General features: G+C 73.9%; 14 protein-coding genes and 1 pseudogene. 12 read left to right on the top strand and 3 right to left on the bottom strand.

Translation table 11 applies throughout. From position 1 onward, the window contains the following. Both ACFF45_RS32980 and ACFF45_RS32975 read left to right on the top strand, forming a co-directional pair. Positions 1–881 (top strand): annotated as a pseudogene (locus tag ACFF45_RS32980) (serine/threonine-protein kinase); the annotation flags it as partial. A gap of 144 nt (positions 882–1,025) precedes the next feature. After that, complete coding sequence (locus ACFF45_RS32975) at positions 1,026–2,555, top strand: substrate-binding domain-containing protein (protein WP_381350602.1); 1,530 nt, start codon at positions 1,026–1,028, stop codon at positions 2,553–2,555. A gap of 280 nt (positions 2,556–2,835) precedes the next feature. Here the strand turns inward: ACFF45_RS32975 and ACFF45_RS32970 are convergent, their stop codons facing one another. Next, the gene (locus ACFF45_RS32970; RefSeq protein ID WP_381350601.1) at positions 2,836–3,585 is read right to left on the bottom strand and encodes an SLATT domain-containing protein; all 750 of its coding nucleotides are present in this window, start codon (positions 3,583–3,585) and stop codon (positions 2,836–2,838) included. A gap of 297 nt (positions 3,586–3,882) precedes the next feature. On the opposite strand from ACFF45_RS32970, the gene ACFF45_RS32965 reads away from it, so the two are divergent. The 7 genes from ACFF45_RS32965 (at position 3,883) to ACFF45_RS32935 (ending at position 10,318) form a co-directional block, all read left to right on the top strand. Then, positions 3,883–4,224 carry a YbaB/EbfC family nucleoid-associated protein gene (locus ACFF45_RS32965; protein WP_381350605.1) on the top strand — a complete coding sequence of 114 codons (342 nt, stop codon included), beginning with the start codon at positions 3,883–3,885 and terminating at the stop codon, positions 4,222–4,224. A gap of 102 nt (positions 4,225–4,326) precedes the next feature. Next, positions 4,327–4,926, top strand: a complete 600-nt coding sequence (gene recR / locus ACFF45_RS32960) for a recombination mediator RecR (RefSeq protein ID WP_381350600.1) — start codon at positions 4,327–4,329, stop codon at positions 4,924–4,926. Further along, positions 4,919–5,578 carry a DUF5063 domain-containing protein gene (locus tag ACFF45_RS32955; protein WP_381350599.1) on the top strand — a complete coding sequence of 220 codons (660 nt, stop codon included), beginning with the start codon at positions 4,919–4,921 and terminating at the stop codon, positions 5,576–5,578. The genes recR and ACFF45_RS32955 overlap by 8 nt, the downstream gene beginning before the upstream one ends. Positions 5,579–5,808: 230 nt before the next feature. Beyond that, positions 5,809–7,086: an aspartate kinase gene (locus ACFF45_RS32950; RefSeq protein ID WP_381350598.1), complete on the top strand. Its 1,278-nt coding sequence runs from the start codon at positions 5,809–5,811 to the stop codon at positions 7,084–7,086. After that, positions 7,083–8,141 carry an aspartate-semialdehyde dehydrogenase gene (locus ACFF45_RS32945; RefSeq protein ID WP_381350597.1) on the top strand — a complete coding sequence of 353 codons (1,059 nt, stop codon included), beginning with the start codon at positions 7,083–7,085 and terminating at the stop codon, positions 8,139–8,141. Before ACFF45_RS32950 ends, ACFF45_RS32945 begins: the two co-directional genes overlap by 4 nt. Positions 8,142–8,450: 309 nt before the next feature. Continuing rightward, positions 8,451–9,125 carry a SigE family RNA polymerase sigma factor gene (locus ACFF45_RS32940; protein WP_381350596.1) on the top strand — a complete coding sequence of 225 codons (675 nt, stop codon included), beginning with the start codon at positions 8,451–8,453 and terminating at the stop codon, positions 9,123–9,125. Between the two features lie 143 nt (positions 9,126–9,268). Continuing rightward, a complete protein-coding gene (locus tag ACFF45_RS32935) occupies positions 9,269–10,318 on the top strand; it encodes a hypothetical protein (RefSeq protein ID WP_381350595.1) in 1,050 nt (349 codons plus the stop codon). Here ACFF45_RS32935 and ACFF45_RS32930 read toward each other — a convergent pair. After that, a complete protein-coding gene (locus ACFF45_RS32930) occupies positions 10,288–11,118 on the bottom strand; it encodes an SURF1 family protein (RefSeq protein ID WP_381350594.1) in 831 nt (276 codons plus the stop codon). The genes ACFF45_RS32935 and ACFF45_RS32930 overlap by 31 nt on opposite strands. 112 nt (positions 11,119–11,230) lie before the next feature. Between ACFF45_RS32930 and ACFF45_RS32925 the strand changes: the two genes are divergently transcribed. Then, positions 11,231–13,057: a S9 family peptidase gene (locus ACFF45_RS32925; RefSeq protein ID WP_381350593.1), complete on the top strand. Its 1,827-nt coding sequence runs from the start codon at positions 11,231–11,233 to the stop codon at positions 13,055–13,057. Between the two features lie 229 nt (positions 13,058–13,286). On the opposite strand, the gene ACFF45_RS32920 is transcribed toward ACFF45_RS32925, so the two are convergent. After that, positions 13,287–15,218 carry an NAD-binding protein gene (locus ACFF45_RS32920; protein WP_381350603.1) on the bottom strand — a complete coding sequence of 644 codons (1,932 nt, stop codon included), beginning with the start codon at positions 15,216–15,218 and terminating at the stop codon, positions 13,287–13,289. 210 nt (positions 15,219–15,428) lie between these two features. Here ACFF45_RS32920 and ACFF45_RS32915 point away from each other — a divergent pair, with 210 nt between their 5' ends. Further along, complete coding sequence (locus ACFF45_RS32915) at positions 15,429–15,638, top strand: ferredoxin (RefSeq protein WP_381350592.1); 210 nt, start codon at positions 15,429–15,431, stop codon at positions 15,636–15,638. Continuing rightward, on the top strand, positions 15,635–16,564 hold the full coding sequence (locus ACFF45_RS32910) for an FkbM family methyltransferase (protein ID WP_381350591.1): 930 nt from the start codon (positions 15,635–15,637) through the stop codon (positions 16,562–16,564). The genes ACFF45_RS32915 and ACFF45_RS32910 overlap by 4 nt, the downstream gene beginning before the upstream one ends. Positions 16,565–16,690 lie beyond the last annotated feature (126 nt).

The raw sequence follows: 16,690 nt of genomic DNA, 5'->3' as shown, positions 1-16,690 counted from the left end.
CGGCGGCCGGTGGCGCGCACCCCGGCGGCCAGAACCCTTACTCCGGCGCGCCGGCCGGTGGCGCGCACCCCGGCGGCCACGGCGCGTACCCCGGCGGTCAGGGCGCGTACGCGGGTGGTCAGGGGCCGTACGCCGGTGGTCAGGGGCCGTACGCGGGCGCCCCGTACGCCGCCGGCCCCTACGCGCCCGCCAACGGCTCCCACGCCCGCGGTCCGCACGCCGACGGCAACCACGCCAACGGCCCCTACGGCGGTCTGGGCCCCACCCCGCCCTACGGTCCGCCCCCCGTCCCCGCCGCCGAGGAGCCGTCCCGCCGGAGCGGGCGGGCCACCGCCGCGCTCGTCGCCATGGCGCTGGTCGTCGCGCTCGCCGCCGGAGGGACGGTGTACGCGCTGATGGACGGCCGGGAGAGCCCGCAGCCCGGCCCCACCGTCTCCGCGTCCGCCGGCTCCGCCGACCCGGTGACGCCCGAGGCGTCCACCCCGGCACCCGAGCCCTCCCCCTCCTCGGCCACGCCCGCCGCCGGGGCGGTACCGCGGGGCTACCTCGGCAGCTGGACGGCGACCATCGACAACGCCGGCGGGCAGCACACCCGGCGGCTCACGCTCCAGCAGGGCGAGGTCGGCGACACCGTCCTGTCCCTGGCGGCGGACGGGCCCGTGGAGGGCGGCGGCAGCTACCACTGCGTCTTCCAGGCGGAGCTGGCCGAGGAGCCGGGTGCGGACGGCCCGCTGCGGGTCGGCCCGTCCTCGGTGACGGTCGGCGAGCCGCCCACCGCCTGCTCCCCGGGCGCGGCCACCGAGATCACGCTCCTGCCGGACGGCGGTCTGCGGCGGGTGAACGCGGCCACCGGGGAGACCCTGACGTACCGGCGCCAGTGACGTGCGCCGGGCAACCGGCGACACCCCGCCGCCCGTAGGGGAGTTGAACGCACGGCGAACAGTGCCGGCGGGCCGCTGACGGGCCGTTCGGGCAGACGTACGGTGACCCCACCATCCGGACTCTGGAGTGGCGGGGGACCACCAGTGTGGGAGTGGCTGAGCAACGAGACCTTCATCGCCCTGGGCACGTCCGCCCTCGGTGTCGTCGCCGCCCTCGTGATGTTCCTGTACGACCGCTGGGTGCCGCGCAGGAAACTGATCGGCTACCGGGTCCAGCTGGACACCCCCATAGGTGACGGGGTGTCGTCCAACCCCCGGCTCGGGGACTTCGACGTGCCGAACATGGCGCGCGCCTCGCTGGTCCTGCTGCGGATCGAGAACGACGGGGCGCGCAGCATCTACCAGGGCGACTACACGGCCTCCGAGATCCCGGGCCTGACCGCCGAGTTCACGGGGCGCAGGGTGCAGGCCGTCGCCGTCACCCAGCCGTCCGGCATCGAGCACCTGAACAGCCACTTCACGCGCGAGAACGGGTTCGACCACCAGGACAACAAGGTGACCATCCCGCGCGTCCCGCTCGAACCCGGCGACCACTTCAAGCTGCTCGTGCTGCTCTCCGGCGGTCAGGTGCAGGGCGAGGTCAAGCTCGTCGGCGGCCTGCACGAGGGCAGGGTCCACCAGAACAGCTCGCCCACGCCGGACGAGAAGCAGCGCCAGTTCAGCCTCCCGGCCCGGCTGGTCAGCGGTGCGCTCCTGCTCGCCGTCCTGGGCCTGGCCGGCATCATCGTGCTGCGCGACGGCAACCCGATCGAGTGCGAGCGGGGCACGCTGACCGTGACCGGCTCGACCGCCTTCGAGCCGGTCGTCCGCACGCTCGCCGAGCAGTACGAGGCCAAGTGCGAGGGCGCCGACATCTTGGTGCAGGCGCGCGGCAGCGAGGACGGTGTCGGCGAACTCGCCCGGCTGGCCGGGTCGTCGCGGGACGAGGCCCGGTCGGTGATCGCCTTCTCGGACGGGGCGATGGGCGAGCGCTGGAACCTGACGGGCAGGAAGGTGGCGCTGTCCTTCTTCACCCTCGTCGTCCACCCGGGCGTCGAGCTCGGCGCGCACGGGCTGTCCCTGGAGGAGGTGCGGGACATCTACGCGGGCCGCTACCAGCGCTGGGGACAGGTCCTGCCGGACGTCGAGGAGATCGCCGACCTGCCCGTCGTCCTGGTCAGCCGGGGGGACGAGTCGGGCACCCGGCAGATCTTCCAGGACCGGGTGCTGGACGGCTGGGAGCAGGCGCCGAGCACGTCACTGGACTGCCGGCCGCCCGCGCGGGCCGAGGACGCCGTCACGCGCTGCGAACTCGGCTCGACCAGGGCCGTGCTGGACAAGATCGAGGAACAGCCCGGCGCCATCGGCTACAGCGAACTCGGCCTCGCCGAGGAGCGGGGCGACACGGTGCGCCGGGTGCCCCTCGACGGCGACCAGCCCGACGAGCGGCAGATCGAGCTGGGCGGCAGCCGCTACCCGTACAAGGACGTCGAGTACGCCTACACCTACGGCACCCCCGAGCCCGGCTCCGTCGCCGCCGGCTTCCTCGCCTACCTCGACGAGTCCACCAGCCAGAACGTCATCCGCACCAGGGGCCATCTGCCGTGCCTGGCGGACGCGCGCCGGTGCGCGTGACGCCGCCGCTCCGTGCGGTCGTCCCGCCGGCGCCCCTCTGGCGGGCCCGAGGACGACGTCTCCCGCGGGGTGCGCGCGGTGCACACGGCGGGGCCGCGCGGCCCGGTGCCGTTCCCGGCACCGGCGTGGCGCCGGGCCCGGAGTCCTTCCCAGTGCCGCGGCAGGCGACGTGTGCCCGTGGCGGAGCGGCGTCCGGTGCGGCGAGCGTGCGTGCCGGGCGTCGCGACGGGGCGAACGTCGCCTGCCGCGGCACTGGCGTCGGGCGGCGCCGCACCGCCGCTCACCTCGGCTCGGGCGGCCGCTGCCGGGGCATGTTGGGCCGCGTTCCCGTCCCCGGCGGCAGCGGGAACCGGCCCTGCCCGCCCGTACCCTCCGGACGCCCCCCGGGGGCCACCGCCGACTGGATGCCGAGCGGGGCCGACCCGGTGCGGAACTCCATCATCCAGTCCGCCGTCTCCGTCCGCATCAGCTCCGTGACGTCCTCCGAGAACCTGCGCAGCACCCCCAGGCACCGCTCGGCCGCCTCCCCGGCCGTCCCCTCGGTGGGCCCCAGCACCTCCCGCACGCTCTCCGACGCCCAGTCGAACTGCAACGCCTGCAACCTGCGCTGCACGGCCTGCGCGGTCGCCACGTCCCGCATCCAGCCGGACGTCACCCCGAAGTACCGGTCCACGGCCACGCACGACACCCCCAGCAGCAGCGCCAGGTAACCCCAGGGCGCCACCCCGCCGACCACACCGGTCAGGTCGAGGAAGGGCAGCGCGGCCCCGGTCACCGCCCCCACGGCCGCCCCGCACCGCAGCGCCCGGGCGCCGCGCCGCTTCCACACCCGGTCGGCGAGGTACCAGGCCGCCGTGTCCAGCGCCCCCCGCTCCACCCACCGGTACAGCTCGTCCAGCCGTACCGCGGGCTCCGCCCAGTCCCCGAGCGGGAACGCCCGCCCGGCCAGGTCGCCCGGCCGCAGCCCGGCCGCCCCCTCGCCCCGCCCGTCCTGAGGCGGCCCCTCGGGCTGCATCTCCGGCTGACCCACCCGGCACTCCCTATCCACCACAGCTGATCACGGCGCGTGACACGTCGTACGGCGCATGCGTCGCCACGACGTCCCGCCTGATGGTGACGCCGATGCGCCGGAACCCTTCTACCGCCCAATGGGTGGCGAAGGCCCTGCTTTCCCCTGTTTTCCGCCCGGACGGGGTCCTTGATCGGGTATAGGAAACGGAGTTCTCTCACTCGAAAGAGTGCTGGAGCGACGGCCGCGTGGACCACGTAGGCTCGTGCTGAACGGGAAAGGCCCGTGCCTCGTGTAGCCCCGGAAGAGGAGCTGATCGTGATCCCCGGTGGTGGCCAGCCCAACATGCAGCAGCTGCTGCAGCAGGCCCAGAAGATGCAGCAGGACCTGGCGAAGGCACAGGAGGAACTGGCGCGGACCGAGGTCGACGGCCAGGCGGGCGGCGGCCTGGTGCGGGCCACGGTCACCGGCGCCGGCGAGCTCCGCGCGCTGCGGATCGACCCCCGGGCGGTGGACCCGGAGGACACCGAGACCCTCGCCGACCTGATCGTGGCGGCCGTGCACGCGGCCAACGAGAACGCGCAGACCCTCCAGCAGCAGAAGCTGGGCCCGCTGGCCCAGGGCCTGGGCGGCGGCGGCATCCCCGGACTGCCCTTCTGAGCCGACGGCCCTTCCGGGCCGACGGCCCTTCTAAGCCGGGCCGCGGGAAACTACCGTACGTACTGAACGACATCCAGGACACCCAGGAAGGACGGCAGTCCGTTGTACGAAGGCGTGGTCCAGGACCTCATCGACGAGCTGGGGCGGCTGCCCGGCGTCGGTCCCAAGAGCGCCCAGCGGATCGCCTTCCACGTGTTGCAGGCCGAGCCGGCGGACGTCCGCCGGCTCGCGCACGCGCTGCTGGAGGTCAAGGCGAAGGTCCGGTTCTGCGCCACCTGCGGCAACGTGGCCCAGGAGGAGCTGTGCGGGATCTGCCGTGACAGCCGCCGCGACCCGGCGGTGATCTGTGTGGTCGAGGAGCCCAAGGACGTCGTCGCCGTCGAGCGCACGCGTGAGTTCCGCGGCCGCTACCACGTGCTCGGCGGCGCCATCAGCCCCATCGAGGGCGTCGGCCCGGACGACTTGCGGATACGGGAACTGCTGGCCCGCCTGGCCGACGGGACGGTCACCGAACTGATCCTGGCCACGGACCCCAATCTCGAAGGCGAGGCCACGGCGACGTACCTCGCCCGCATGATCAAGCCCATGGGCCTGAAGGTCACCCGCCTGGCCAGCGGCCTCCCGGTGGGTGGCGACCTGGAATACGCGGACGAGGTGACCCTCGGCCGCGCCTTCGAGGGGAGACGACTCCTAGATGTCTGACGCCACGCTGCACTCCGCGGCACACGACCCGGGCGACTTCGTGGTCCAGATCGCGGACCAGGTAGAGAGCTTCCTGGTGGCCGTCGCCGAGGTGGCCAGGGGCGACGAGCCGGAATCGGCCGTCCCCTTCCTGCTGCTGGAGGTCTCCCAGATCCTCCTGGCCGGCGGCCGCCTGGGCGCCCACGAGGACATCGTCCCCGAGGAGCGCTACGAGCCCGACCCGGGCCCCGAGCCCGACGTCGACGGACTGCGCGAGAACCTCGCCCGGCTGCTGGAGCCGATCGACGTCTACTCCGAGGTCTTCGACCCCTACGCGCCGCGCACGGCGCCCGTCCCGGCCCGGATCTCCGACGACCTGGCCGACGTCGTCACCGACCTCCGCCACGGCATGGTCCACTACCGCGCCGGCCGCACCACCGAGGCCCTGTGGTGGTGGCAGTTCTCCTACTTCTCCAACTGGGGACCCACCGCGTCCGCCGTCCTGCGCGCCCTGCAGTCGGTGCTCATCCACGTCCGCCTGAACCAGCCGCTGGAGGAGCTGGACGGCCTGGACACCGACCAGGGGGTGGGCGACGACACCCTGGAGATCGAGGCCGGCCGGGTGATGGCGGAGGAGATCGCGGGCCCGCTGGGGCTGCCCCAGCGGCAGTGAGACCGCCGCCGGTGACCGCCGTCCGCGGGAGTGGTGTCTGTGACGCGGGGCACTTTTCCGAGTGGCCCGCGTCCCGTGCGGGCATGTGCCCCTCCGGGACGGGCGACGGGACATCTCACCATGCGATACCGCGAAGGTGATTTTCGGTCGCTCGTTAGACTGAGCCGACCGCAGCGCACACGCGTACCCGTGGGCTGCGGAAAACACGACGGACTGAGCGAGGAGCGCACGTGGGCCTTGTCGTGCAGAAGTACGGAGGCTCCTCCGTAGCCGATGCCGAGGGCATCAAGCGCGTCGCCAAGCGGATCGTGGAAGCCAAGAAGAACGGCCACCAGGTGGTCGCCGTGGTTTCCGCGATGGGCGACACGACGGACGAGCTGATCGATCTCGCCGAGCAGGTATCCCCGATCCCTGCCGGGCGCGAGCTCGACATGCTGCTGACCGCCGGAGAGCGGATCTCCATGGCCCTGCTGGCGATGGCGATCAAAAACCTGGGTCACTCGGCCCAGTCCTTCACCGGCAGCCAGGCAGGTGTCATCACCGACTCGGTCCACAACAAAGCCCGGATCATCGATGTCACGCCGGGCCGGATCCGGGACTCGCTGGACGAGGGCAACATCGCCATCGTGGCCGGTTTCCAGGGCGTCAGCCAGGACACCAAGGACATCACCACGCTGGGCCGCGGCGGCTCGGACACCACGGCGGTCGCGCTGGCCGCGGCGCTGGACGCCGAGGTCTGCGAGATCTACACCGACGTCGACGGTGTGTTCACCGCCGACCCGCGGGTGGTGAAGAAGGCCCGGAAGATCGACTGGATCTCCTTCGAGGACATGCTGGAGCTGGCCTCGTCCGGGTCGAAGGTGCTGCTCCACCGCTGTGTGGAGTACGCCCGCCGCTACAACATCCCGATCCACGTCCGGTCGTCCTTCAGCGGACTGCAGGGCACCTGGGTCAGCAGCGCGCCGATCGAGCAAGGGGACAAGCAGGTGGAGCAGGCCATCATCTCCGGTGTCGCGCACGACACCTCCGAGGCCAAGATCACGGTCGTCGGCGTGCCGGACAAGCCGGGCGAGGCCGCCGCGATCTTCCGCACGATCGCCGATGCCGAGGTCAACATCGACATGGTCGTGCAGAACGTGTCCGCCGCCTCCACGGGCCTGACGGACATCTCCTTCACGCTGCCGAAGACCGAGGGCCGCAAGGCCATCGACGCGCTGGAGAAGAACAAGCCGGGCATCGGCTTCGACTCGCTGCGCTACGACGACCAGATCGGCAAGATCTCGCTGGTCGGCGCCGGGATGAAGACCAACCCGGGCGTCACGGCGGCCTTCTTCGAGGCGCTCAGCGACGCCGGGGTGAACATCGAGCTCATCTCGACCTCCGAGATCCGCATCTCGGTCGTCACCCGCGCCGACGACGTGACCGAGGCCGTGCGCGCCGTGCACAGCGCCTTCGGACTCGACTCCGACAGCGACGAGGCCGTCGTCTATGGAGGCACCGGCCGGTGACGGCGGGACCCGGCCCGACGCTCGCGGTCGTGGGGGCGACCGGAGCCGTCGGCACGGTCATGCTCCAGATCCTGTCCCAGCACGCGGACATCTGGGGCGAGATCCGTCTCGTCGCCTCGCCGCGCTCGGCCGGCCGCAAGCTGGCCGTGCGCGGCGAGGAGACCGAGGTGGTGGCCCTGTCCGAAGAGGTCTTCGACGGGGTCGACATCGCGATGTTCGACGTGCCCGACGAGGTGGCCGCGCACTGGGCGCCGATCGCCGCGGCCAGGGGCGTGGTGGTCGTGGACAACTCCGCCGCCTTCCGGATGGACCCCGACGTGCCGCTCGTCGTGCCGGAGGTCAACGCGCACACGGCGCGGGTCCGGCCGCGCGGGATCATCGCCAACCCGAACTGCACCACGCTGTCCATGATCGTCGCGCTGGGCGCGCTGCACGCCGAGTTCGGGCTGCGCGAGCTGGTGGTCTCGTCGTACCAGGCGGTGAGCGGCGCCGGGCAGGCGGGCGTGCGGACGCTGCGGCAGCAGCTGTCCCTGGTGGCCGGCACGGAGCTGGGGACCAGCCCCGGTGACGTGCGGCGGGCCGTGGGGGACCGGACCGGGCCGTTCCCGGAGCCGGTGGCGCTGAACGTCGTGCCGTGGGCCGGGACCCTGCGGGAGGACGGCTGGTCGTCGGAGGAGATGAAGGTGCGGGACGAGTCCCGCAAGATTCTCGGCCTGCCCCGGCTGCCCGTCGCCGTGACCTGCGTGCGGGTGCCGGTGGTGACCGCGCACTCGTTGACCGTGCACGCCCGTTTCGAGGACGAGGTGACGGTGGACCGGGCGCGGGAGATCCTGGCCACCGCGCCGGGTGTCGTCCTGTGCGACGACCCGGCGGCCGGGGAGTTCCCGACGCCCGCCGACGTGGTGGGCACCGACCCGACGTGGGTCGGGCGGGTGCGGCGGGCGCTGGACGACCCGACCGCGCTCGAACTCTTCGTGTGCGGGGACAACCTGCGCAAGGGGGCCGCGCTGAACACCGCTCAGATCGCGGAGCTGGTCGCGGCCGAGATGTCCTGAGGGAAAATAGTCCCTGGCACCGTCATGATCTGTTTGTAGGATCAACGTAAGGATTTCCTCCCCGTCCTCCGCAACCGTGCGGCGGGCGGGGAGCGTCTTTGCGGTCGCCCTTCCGGGGTGTGGGACGCGGTGATCCACGGCGTGGGGACGCCGGAGAACGAGCGTGGGGACGCCCGTTCGTGACGGACATGAGGGAAGAGCGGGACGCATGAGGGCATTTGGGGCACCATCGGTCGTGCTGCCTGACGCGAGAGCGAGAGAGACGCCCGGCACGTACAACCCTGACGGGGGGAGGCGCGTCCAACTGGCGTGGCAGAGGTACTCGACTTCCCCGCGGCGGCCCGCGGCACAGGCCTGCGGCCGCCCCGGCGCTCCGTCCGCACGCGCATGCCCGGCACGCCCGGCGGCATGCCGGTGATCGCGCCCATGCCCGCAGCGCGGCCCGCCCGCATACCGAACCAGCGTGACGACGCCGAGGACCTGGTGGCGGCCGGGACCACCGTCGACCACCTCACGGAGACCTACCGCACGCACTACCGCTCGCTGCTCGGTCTGGCCGCGCTCCTCCTCGACGACACCGCCTCCTGCGAGGACGTCGTCCAGGAGGCCTTCATCCGGGTCCACTCCGCGCGCAAGCGCGTCCGCGACCCGGAGAAGACCCTCGCCTACCTGCGCCAGACCGTCGTCAACCTCTCCCGCTCCGCGCTGCGCCGCCGCATCCTGGGCCTGAAGCTGCTGTCCAAGCCGATGCCGGACATGGCGAGCGCCGAGGAGGGCGCGTACGACCAGCTGGAGCGGGACTCCCTGATCAAGGCGATGAAGGGATTGCAGCGCCGGCAGCGCGAGGTGCTGGTGCTGCGCTACTTCGCCGACATGACCGAGGCCCAGGTCGCCGAGACGCTCGGCATATCGCTGGGCTCGGTGAAGGCGTACGGCTCGCGCGGCATCGCCGCGCTGCGCATCGCCATGGAGGCGTCGGCATGACGGGAGAGCCTCGTGAGCGGGGGGAGCCCGGGCGGGCGGACCGGGCGCGGGGGTCGTCCGGCGAGACCCCGCCCGACGTCTGGCACCCGCCGGCCGGGGCAGACGAGCAAGAGCCGAAGCAACCGCACGCTGGGAACGGAACCGTGAACCACCGACTCGACGGCCAGAGCTCCGAAGGGCTCGACTCGGACGAGCTGGCGCTGCGCCGGATGCTGCACCACGCGGTGCAGGACATCGAGCCGCGCGAGGGCACGCTGGAGCACCTGCGGCAGGCGGTGCCCGCGCGCCGGGCGCGCAAGCGGCAGGCCGCCGTCGGCATGGCGGCCGCGGCGCTCTTCGTCTGCACCGCCGTCCCCGCCCTCGTGCACGTCTCCAACGCCACCGGCCCCGACGCCGACCCCTCCATAGCCGGCCACGGCGCGCAGGCGCAGGGCGGCGCGGGCGAGGGCAGGAGCACCGAGGGCGCGGGAAGCACCGAGGCCGGGCCCACGGCCGCCGCCCGGGAGCCGGGCCAGGACGGCGCCGAGAAGGACGACGAGGACGCCGGGCCCACCCCGGGCGGCGGGGTCGTCGACGACGGCACCGACGACGTCTACCCCTCGGCGACCAGCGCGGTCGCCGCGCCGGTGTGCACGGCGGCCCAGCTCGGCTCGGCCGGCGCGGACGCCGCCGGCGACGGCACCGTCTACGGCACGTTCCGGATCGTCAACGTCTCCACGGCCGGCTGCACCGTCGGCGGGGCCGGCACGGTGACCCCGCTGGCGCAGGGCGCGGCCGACGCCACCCGGATCAGCGTCGCCGCGCACACGGCGGGCGACGCGGCGGCCGGCCTGCCCGACCCGGCCACGGAGGTCCCGCAGCTGGTGCTGGAGCCGGGCGGGGCCTACGAGGTGCGGTTCGCCTGGGTGCCCACCGAGACCTGTCCGGCCGAGTCCGGCGGTGACGACGGCGGCGAGACCGGCGGCCCGTCGCCCGACCCGACGCCCACGGACGACACCGGCACCGCGACGACGGGCAGCTCCACCGGCGGCGACACGGGCACGTCGACGCAGCTGATGACCGAGGACGGCACGCAGGACGGCAGTGTGGTCGTCTCCTACACGGCGGAGGCCGGGGCGCCGACGGTGTCGGCGACGGTGTCCGACGCGTGCGCGGGGACGGTCTACCGGACGGGCGTGCTGCCGGCTTCGTAGGAGGAGTCCGAAGAGGGGGCCGGTGCGGCCGGGGCGGCGTCCGCCGCCAGGAGCCCCATCTCGGTGTCCCGGACGAACTCCACCTCGCGGCGGAACAGGCGGAACCACATGAAGACCACGAACCCGGCGAAGACGAACCACTCCCCGGTGTAACCGAGGTTCTGGAAGGCCTTGAGGTCCAGCCCGGTGTCCGGCGCCGCGCTCACCGGCACGGCCCACATGCCGGAGTCGCCCTCGTCGAGCGTGACCCAGGCGTCGTAGACGTCGTACGGGACCAGGTTCACCAGCGAGGCGGCGCTGATCGCGGCGGTCTGGCCGGCGGGCAGCCCGCTGCGGGCGCTGACGCCGTTCTCGCCGGGGTACTCGGAGGCCTGCAGCGCGCCGGCCACGGTGACCTCGCCGCGGGGCGGGGCGGGCACCCGCGCGGCGCCGGCCTCGCCGGGCAGCCAGCCCCGTACGACGGGCAGGACCTTGCCGCCGTCGGTGTGCAGCAGCGTCAGCACGTAGTAGCCCCGCTCGCCGTCCAGCTCGCGGTCCGGCACGAGCAGCTGCTCGCCGTACCGCCCGCTGACGGTGGTCCGGTCGCCGGAGGTCTCCTTGTCCACGGGCAGCAGCTCGGCCAGCGGCCGGGCGACGCTCCGGTGGTCCGCGGCGGCCCGCTCCTCGGCGCTGCGGTGATCGTCGAGGCGCCCCTCGAACCGGCTGAGCTGCCAGGACCCCATGAAGAGGCAGAAGGGGACGGCGAGCAGCACGAAGAGGTTGATCCCCCACCAACGGGGCGTCAGCAGAAACCGGTACACGCCCCCAACGGTACGGGGGGCGCCGGACGGCGCGGGGCGCGGGGTCCCGAAGTTATCCACAGGCTGGGGAGCCCGGCCGCACGATGTCGGTGCGGACGGGCAGTATGGGGTCATGACTGAGAGCAACGGGTCCGCCCCGCCCGAGTGGCGCGCGGACATGCCGGACTGGGAAAGGCGTTTCCGGGCGCCGAGGGTGTCGCTGCCGGACTGGGCCGAGGACGCCCCCGACCGCTCCCTGTTCGTGTCGAACGTGACAGGGACGTACGAGCTGTACGCCTGGGACCGCGCCACCGGTGACCAGCGCCAGGTGACGAACCGGCCGAACGGCACGACGGACGGTGTGCTCTCCCCGGACGGCGCGTGGATCTGGTGGTTCGACGACAAGGACGGCGACGAGTTCGGCGTCTGGCGGCGGCAGCCCTTCACGGGCGGCGAGGACGAGCTCGCCGTGCCCGGTCTCGACCCGTCGTACCCGGCGGGACTCGCCCTCGGGCGGGACGGGCGCACGGCCGTGGTCGGACGGTCCACCGACGAGGACGGCACGACGATCCACCTCGCGCGGACGGGCGAGGCACCGGTGGAGATCTACCGGCACCGGGAGTCGGCGGGCGTGGGCGACCTCTCCCACGACGGCTCGCTGATCGCCGTCGAGCACACCGAGCACGGGGACGCGATGCACTCGGCGCTGCGCGTGCTGCGCCCGGACGGCACGCCGGTCGCCGAGCTGGACGACACCAAGGGCGGCACGGTCGAGCTGGGCCTGGAGGTGCTCGGCTTCGCGCCGGTCGAGGGGGACACGCGGCTGCTCGTCGGGCACCAGCGGCGGGGCCGCTGGGAGCCGCTGGTGTGGGACGTGGCCACCGGCGAGGAGACCGACCTGGCGCTGGAGCTGCCGGGCGACGTGAGCGCCGAGTGGTACCCGGACGGTTCGGGGCTGCTCATCGGGCACGGCTTCGAGGCGCGCGGCGAGCTGTTCCGCTACGACCTGCGCACCCGCGAGCTGGTGAAGGTCCCGACCCCGACCGGCACGGTGTCGGGGGCGACGGCCCGGCCGGACGGCAGCGTGGAGTACCTGTGGTCGTCGGCGGCCCAGCCGCCGTCCGTGCGCTCCACGGCGGGCGGTGTGGTGCTCGACCCTCCGGGCCCGAAGTCGCCGGGCTCGGTGCCGGTGGAGGACGTGTGGGTGGAGGGTCCGGGGGGCCGGATCCACGCGCTGGTGCAGAAGCCGGCGGGGGCCGGCGGGCCGCTGCCGACCGTCTTCGACATCCACGGCGGGCCGACCTGGCACGACAGCGACTCCTTCGCCGCGGGCCCGGCGGCCTGGGTCGACCACGGGTACGCGGTGGTCCGGGTCAACTACCGCGGCTCGACGGGTTACGGCCGCGCGTGGACGGACGCCCTGAAGCACCGGGTCGGCCTGATCGAGCTGGAGGACATCGCGGCGGTACGGGATTGGGCGATCGGCTCGGGACTGGCGGACCCGGAGCGGCTGATCCTCACCGGCGGCTCCTGGGGCGGCTACCTGACGCTGCTCGGCCTCGGCGTCCAGCCCGACGCGTGGACGCTGGGCATCGCCGCGGTCCCGGTGGCCGACTACGTCACCGCGTACCACGACGAGATGGAAGCCCTGAAGGCCATGGACCGCACCCTGCTCGGCGGCACCCCGGAGGAGGTGCCGGAGCGTTTCGAGGCGTCGTCGCCGCTGACGTACGTGGACCGGGTCACGGCCCCGGTCCACATCTCCGCCGGGGTCAACGACCCGCGCTGCCCCATCCGCCAGATCGGGAACTACGTCAAGCGCCTCGAAGCGCGCGGCGCGGTCCACGAGGTCTACCGCTACGACGCGGGGCACGGCTCCCTGGTCGTCGACGAGCGGATCAAGCAGGTGCGGCTGGAACTGGACTTCGCGGAGCGACACCTGGGCCGCGCCGGGACCTGACGCCTCCGGCTCCGGCGGGGGCCGGGGGAAGCCGGTCCGGCTGCGCCCGGCCGTGCCGGTCCGGCTTCGGTCGGCCGGCACGTCCTGAGGCTGGGGCTTGCTCCGGTCGGTGTCGTCCTCGGGCCGGGGCTTGCTTCGGTTGGCCGGTGGGGCTTGAGGCCGGGGCTCGCTCCGGTCGGTCGGCCGGTGTTGCCCTCGGGCCCCCGCCGCTCCCGCCGCCGGTGCGTCCTCAGGCTCCCGCCCGTTCCCGCCGCCGGCGCCCCAGCAGTTCCGCGAGGCCGCGCCGGGTCGCCGCCAGGACCACCCGGTCCTCGGCGCGCAGGACGTAGGTCGGCGGCAGGTCCCACACCAGGTCCGAGGCCGGCCCGGCCGCCCCGCGGCCGGTGCGCGCCGGGCTCGCCGCCAGGTCCGGCCGGCGCTGCCCCGGGGCGGCCGTGTCCAGGGCCAGCACCCGCCAGGCACCGGCCCGGAAGGCCTCGGCCACCGTCTTCCCCTCCAGCTGCCGGATCCCCCGCACCTCCACGGCGGCGAACAGCAGCACCCGCCGCTCGACCGGGATCGCCCCCAGCACCTGGCGCCCCATCATCGCCCCGGCGAACGAGGGCGCCGCGAGATGGGTGACGCTGCGGCTGCGGGTGAGCGCCCGGGGGTGCGCGGCGCGCAGGGTGCGGTAGACGGCGGCGGCGAAGTCGTCGTCGTAGAGGCGGAGCACCACCCGCAGGTCGGGCCGGACGGAGCGGGCGTAGAGGACGGCCTCCAGGTTGGTCGTGTCGACGCTGGTGAGGGCGAGCAGCGTGTGGGCGCGATGGATCTTCGCCGCCTCCAGCACGCCCTCCTGGGTGACGTCGCCCAGGACCACCGGCACCCGCAGCCGCCGGGCCGTCGCCAGGCCGCGCGCCTCCGGATCGGCCTCGACGCACACCACGGGGATGTGCAGTTCGCGCAGCCGGGTCAGGACCCGGGTGCCGATCTTGCCGAGGCCGAGCAGGACGACGTGCCCGCCGAGCCCGCGCGGCGGCCTGCGCAGCGTGGAGGCGCTGCGGAAGGTGCCGAGTGCCTCCAGCACGGCGGCCAGCAGCACCGGCAGCAGCAGGAGTCCGACGACGGCGGAGAGGAGCTGGAGGATCTGCCGGCCGAGGGGCGCGCCGGTGGCCGGGTCGTCGATGCCGAGGATGTCGAGCAGCGTGAGGTAGGTCGCGCGCAGCGGATGGTCGCCGGTGACCACGGTCAGCGCGATCGCCAGCGCGACCACGGCGCCCACCAGCCCGGCCAGCGACCAGCGCAGCCGCCGGGAGAACAGCGAGGCGATCGGCGGCACGACACCGACCGCGCGTCCGGTGGGCCGGGGCGAGCCGGCGTACGACACGTGCTCCAGCACGACCGTGCCGCGTCCGGTGGCCGCCGCGACCTCCTCCTCGTCCGGCAGCAGCCGGGGCCCGCGCTCCCCGCTGCCCTCCGACCCGTCGGCGCCGGCGGGGTCGCTGCTGGTCGCGGAGAGCAGCGCCAGCGTGCACAGCCCCGGGTCGGCGACCTCGCCCGGGGCCGGGGGCGTCCGTTCCACCGCGCGCAGCAGCAGCCCGTCGGTCTGGACGACCTTGCTGGTGCCGACCAGGGCGGTCGCGGCCAGCGCGGGCGCGGCGGTGTCGGCGTCGGACAGCACGGTCGTGGAGGCGTCGAAGCCGGTGCCCGCGCCCTGCGGGCCGCCGGTCGCCAGCGCCGCGGCCTGGTCGAGGAGTTCCTCGATGTGCTGGCCCAGCCGCCGGTTGTACAGGCGCAGCACGATCCGCAGCCGCGGGTTGAGACGGCGGGCGGTGAGGGCGGCACGGATGTTGGTCTCGTCGTCGTCGTAGACGAGCGCCAGCGCGGTCGCCCGCTCCACCCCGGCGTCGGCGAGCACGGCCTCGGTCGGCTCGGTCGCCGCGACGAGCCGCACCTGGCCGGAAGCCTCGCCGTTCACCGGGCCGGCGTTGCCCGCGGCCCGGCCGGCGGCGTTCACCATCCGGTCCAGCAGTGCCGCCGACACGGCCCGCGCCCGTCCGACGACCGGCTGGCGCACCCGGCGTGCGGAGGGCGGCACGACGAGGGTCACCTGCTCCTCGTAGACGCCGCGGAGTTCGGCCGCGAGCCGGTGCGCGAGCCCGTCGTCGCCGCACACCACCATGTGCGCGGGCGCGTCGCCCGGCCGGCCCTGGTTCGGAACGCTCGCCACGAGGGGAAAGACTGCCCCAACGAGACGCCTGGTTCCAGCAAGTGACGGAACGTCTGTTCTTATTCGGCCGGTTCGGGGCGTCGCCCGGTGGGCAGGCAGAGGGACGTAGGTCTCGGTTCCGGCCGGCCCGTCGTGTCACGGGCCCAGGCGACTGGAGTGGTGATGAGGCTCTCCGTCGACCCCGAGCGCTGCTACGGCTCCGGGGACTGCGCGTACCGGGTGCCGTCCGTCTTCACCGTGGTGGACGGATACGGCGCCGTCATCCCGGGGCGTGAGGACGGCGGCGGCGATCCCCGGGTCAGGGAGGCCGTCGAGGGGTGCCCCTCGCGGGCGATCACGCTCGCCGAAGCGCCCGGCACGCCGGCCGGATGAGCCGTCCGCCCGGCCGGGCCGCGGAGGCCCTGGTCACCCTGGGCAGCCGGTACGTACGGCACGCGCCCGGCACGCTCGGCAAGGCGGCGCTCGCCCGGGTGCTCAACCCCCACCTGCGCGACCACCCGCGCCGCCGGGTGGTTCAGACCCGGTCGGGCGCCCGCTTCGCGGTCGACACGCAGGACCTGATCCAGCGGTACCTCTACCTCTTCGGCGTCTGGGAACCCCATATGACCGGCTGGCTGTGCAGCCGTCTGCGGCCCGGCGACGGCTTCGTGGACGTCGGCGCCAACATCGGTGTCTTCAGCGTGCTGGCCGCGCGGCTGGTCGGGGACACGGGCCGGGTCGTGGCCGTCGAGGCGTCCCCCGCCTGCCACCGGCGCCTGGCGGAGCACGTCCGGCTCAACGGCTGCCGTACCGTCCGGGCCGTCAACGCCGCCGTGTCCGACAGCCGCGGCACGCTGACGTTCACGCTCGCCAGCTCGCGCAACACGGGCGCGAACAGCATCGTCCCGTACGACGGCCCCGCCGAGGCCGTCTTCCAGGTCGCGGCGGCCCCGCTGCCCGACCTGCTCGCACCGGGCGAGCTGGAGAACGCCCGGGTGATCAAGATCGACGTGGAGGGGGCGGAGGGGAGCGTGGTGCGCGGGCTCGCGCCCGTGCTGCACCGGCTGCGGCCCGACGCGGAGATCACCGTGGAGGTGACGCCGCAGCGGATGGCGATACTGGGCGACTCGGTCGGGGAACTGCTGGAGACCATGACCGGGGCCGGGTTCCACGTGTACCGGCTGGCGAACGACTACGCCCCGGAGAGCTATCCGCCCGCGCTGGGCGGTCCCCGCCGGGTGCCCCGGCGGTGGCGCGGCCCCGTCGTCGAGGAGAGCGACCTGATCTTCTCCCGGACGGACGCCGAGGCGCTGCCCTGACCGCCGGCACCCGCACACCGGCGTCCTGCCCGATCCTGGCCGGTATCTGTGGGCGGGTGTGCTGCCTGGTCCTGGCCGGTATCTGTGGGCGGGTGTGCTGCCTGGTCCTGGCCGGTATCTGTGGGC

It is taken from the genome of Streptomyces cinereospinus, assembly GCF_042430725.1.
Taxonomy (GTDB): Bacteria; Actinomycetota; Actinomycetes; order Streptomycetales; family Streptomycetaceae; genus Streptomyces; species Streptomyces cinereospinus.
The sequence above is the reverse complement of the archived record's forward strand: the minus strand, read 5'-3'. Positions and strand labels throughout refer to the sequence as shown.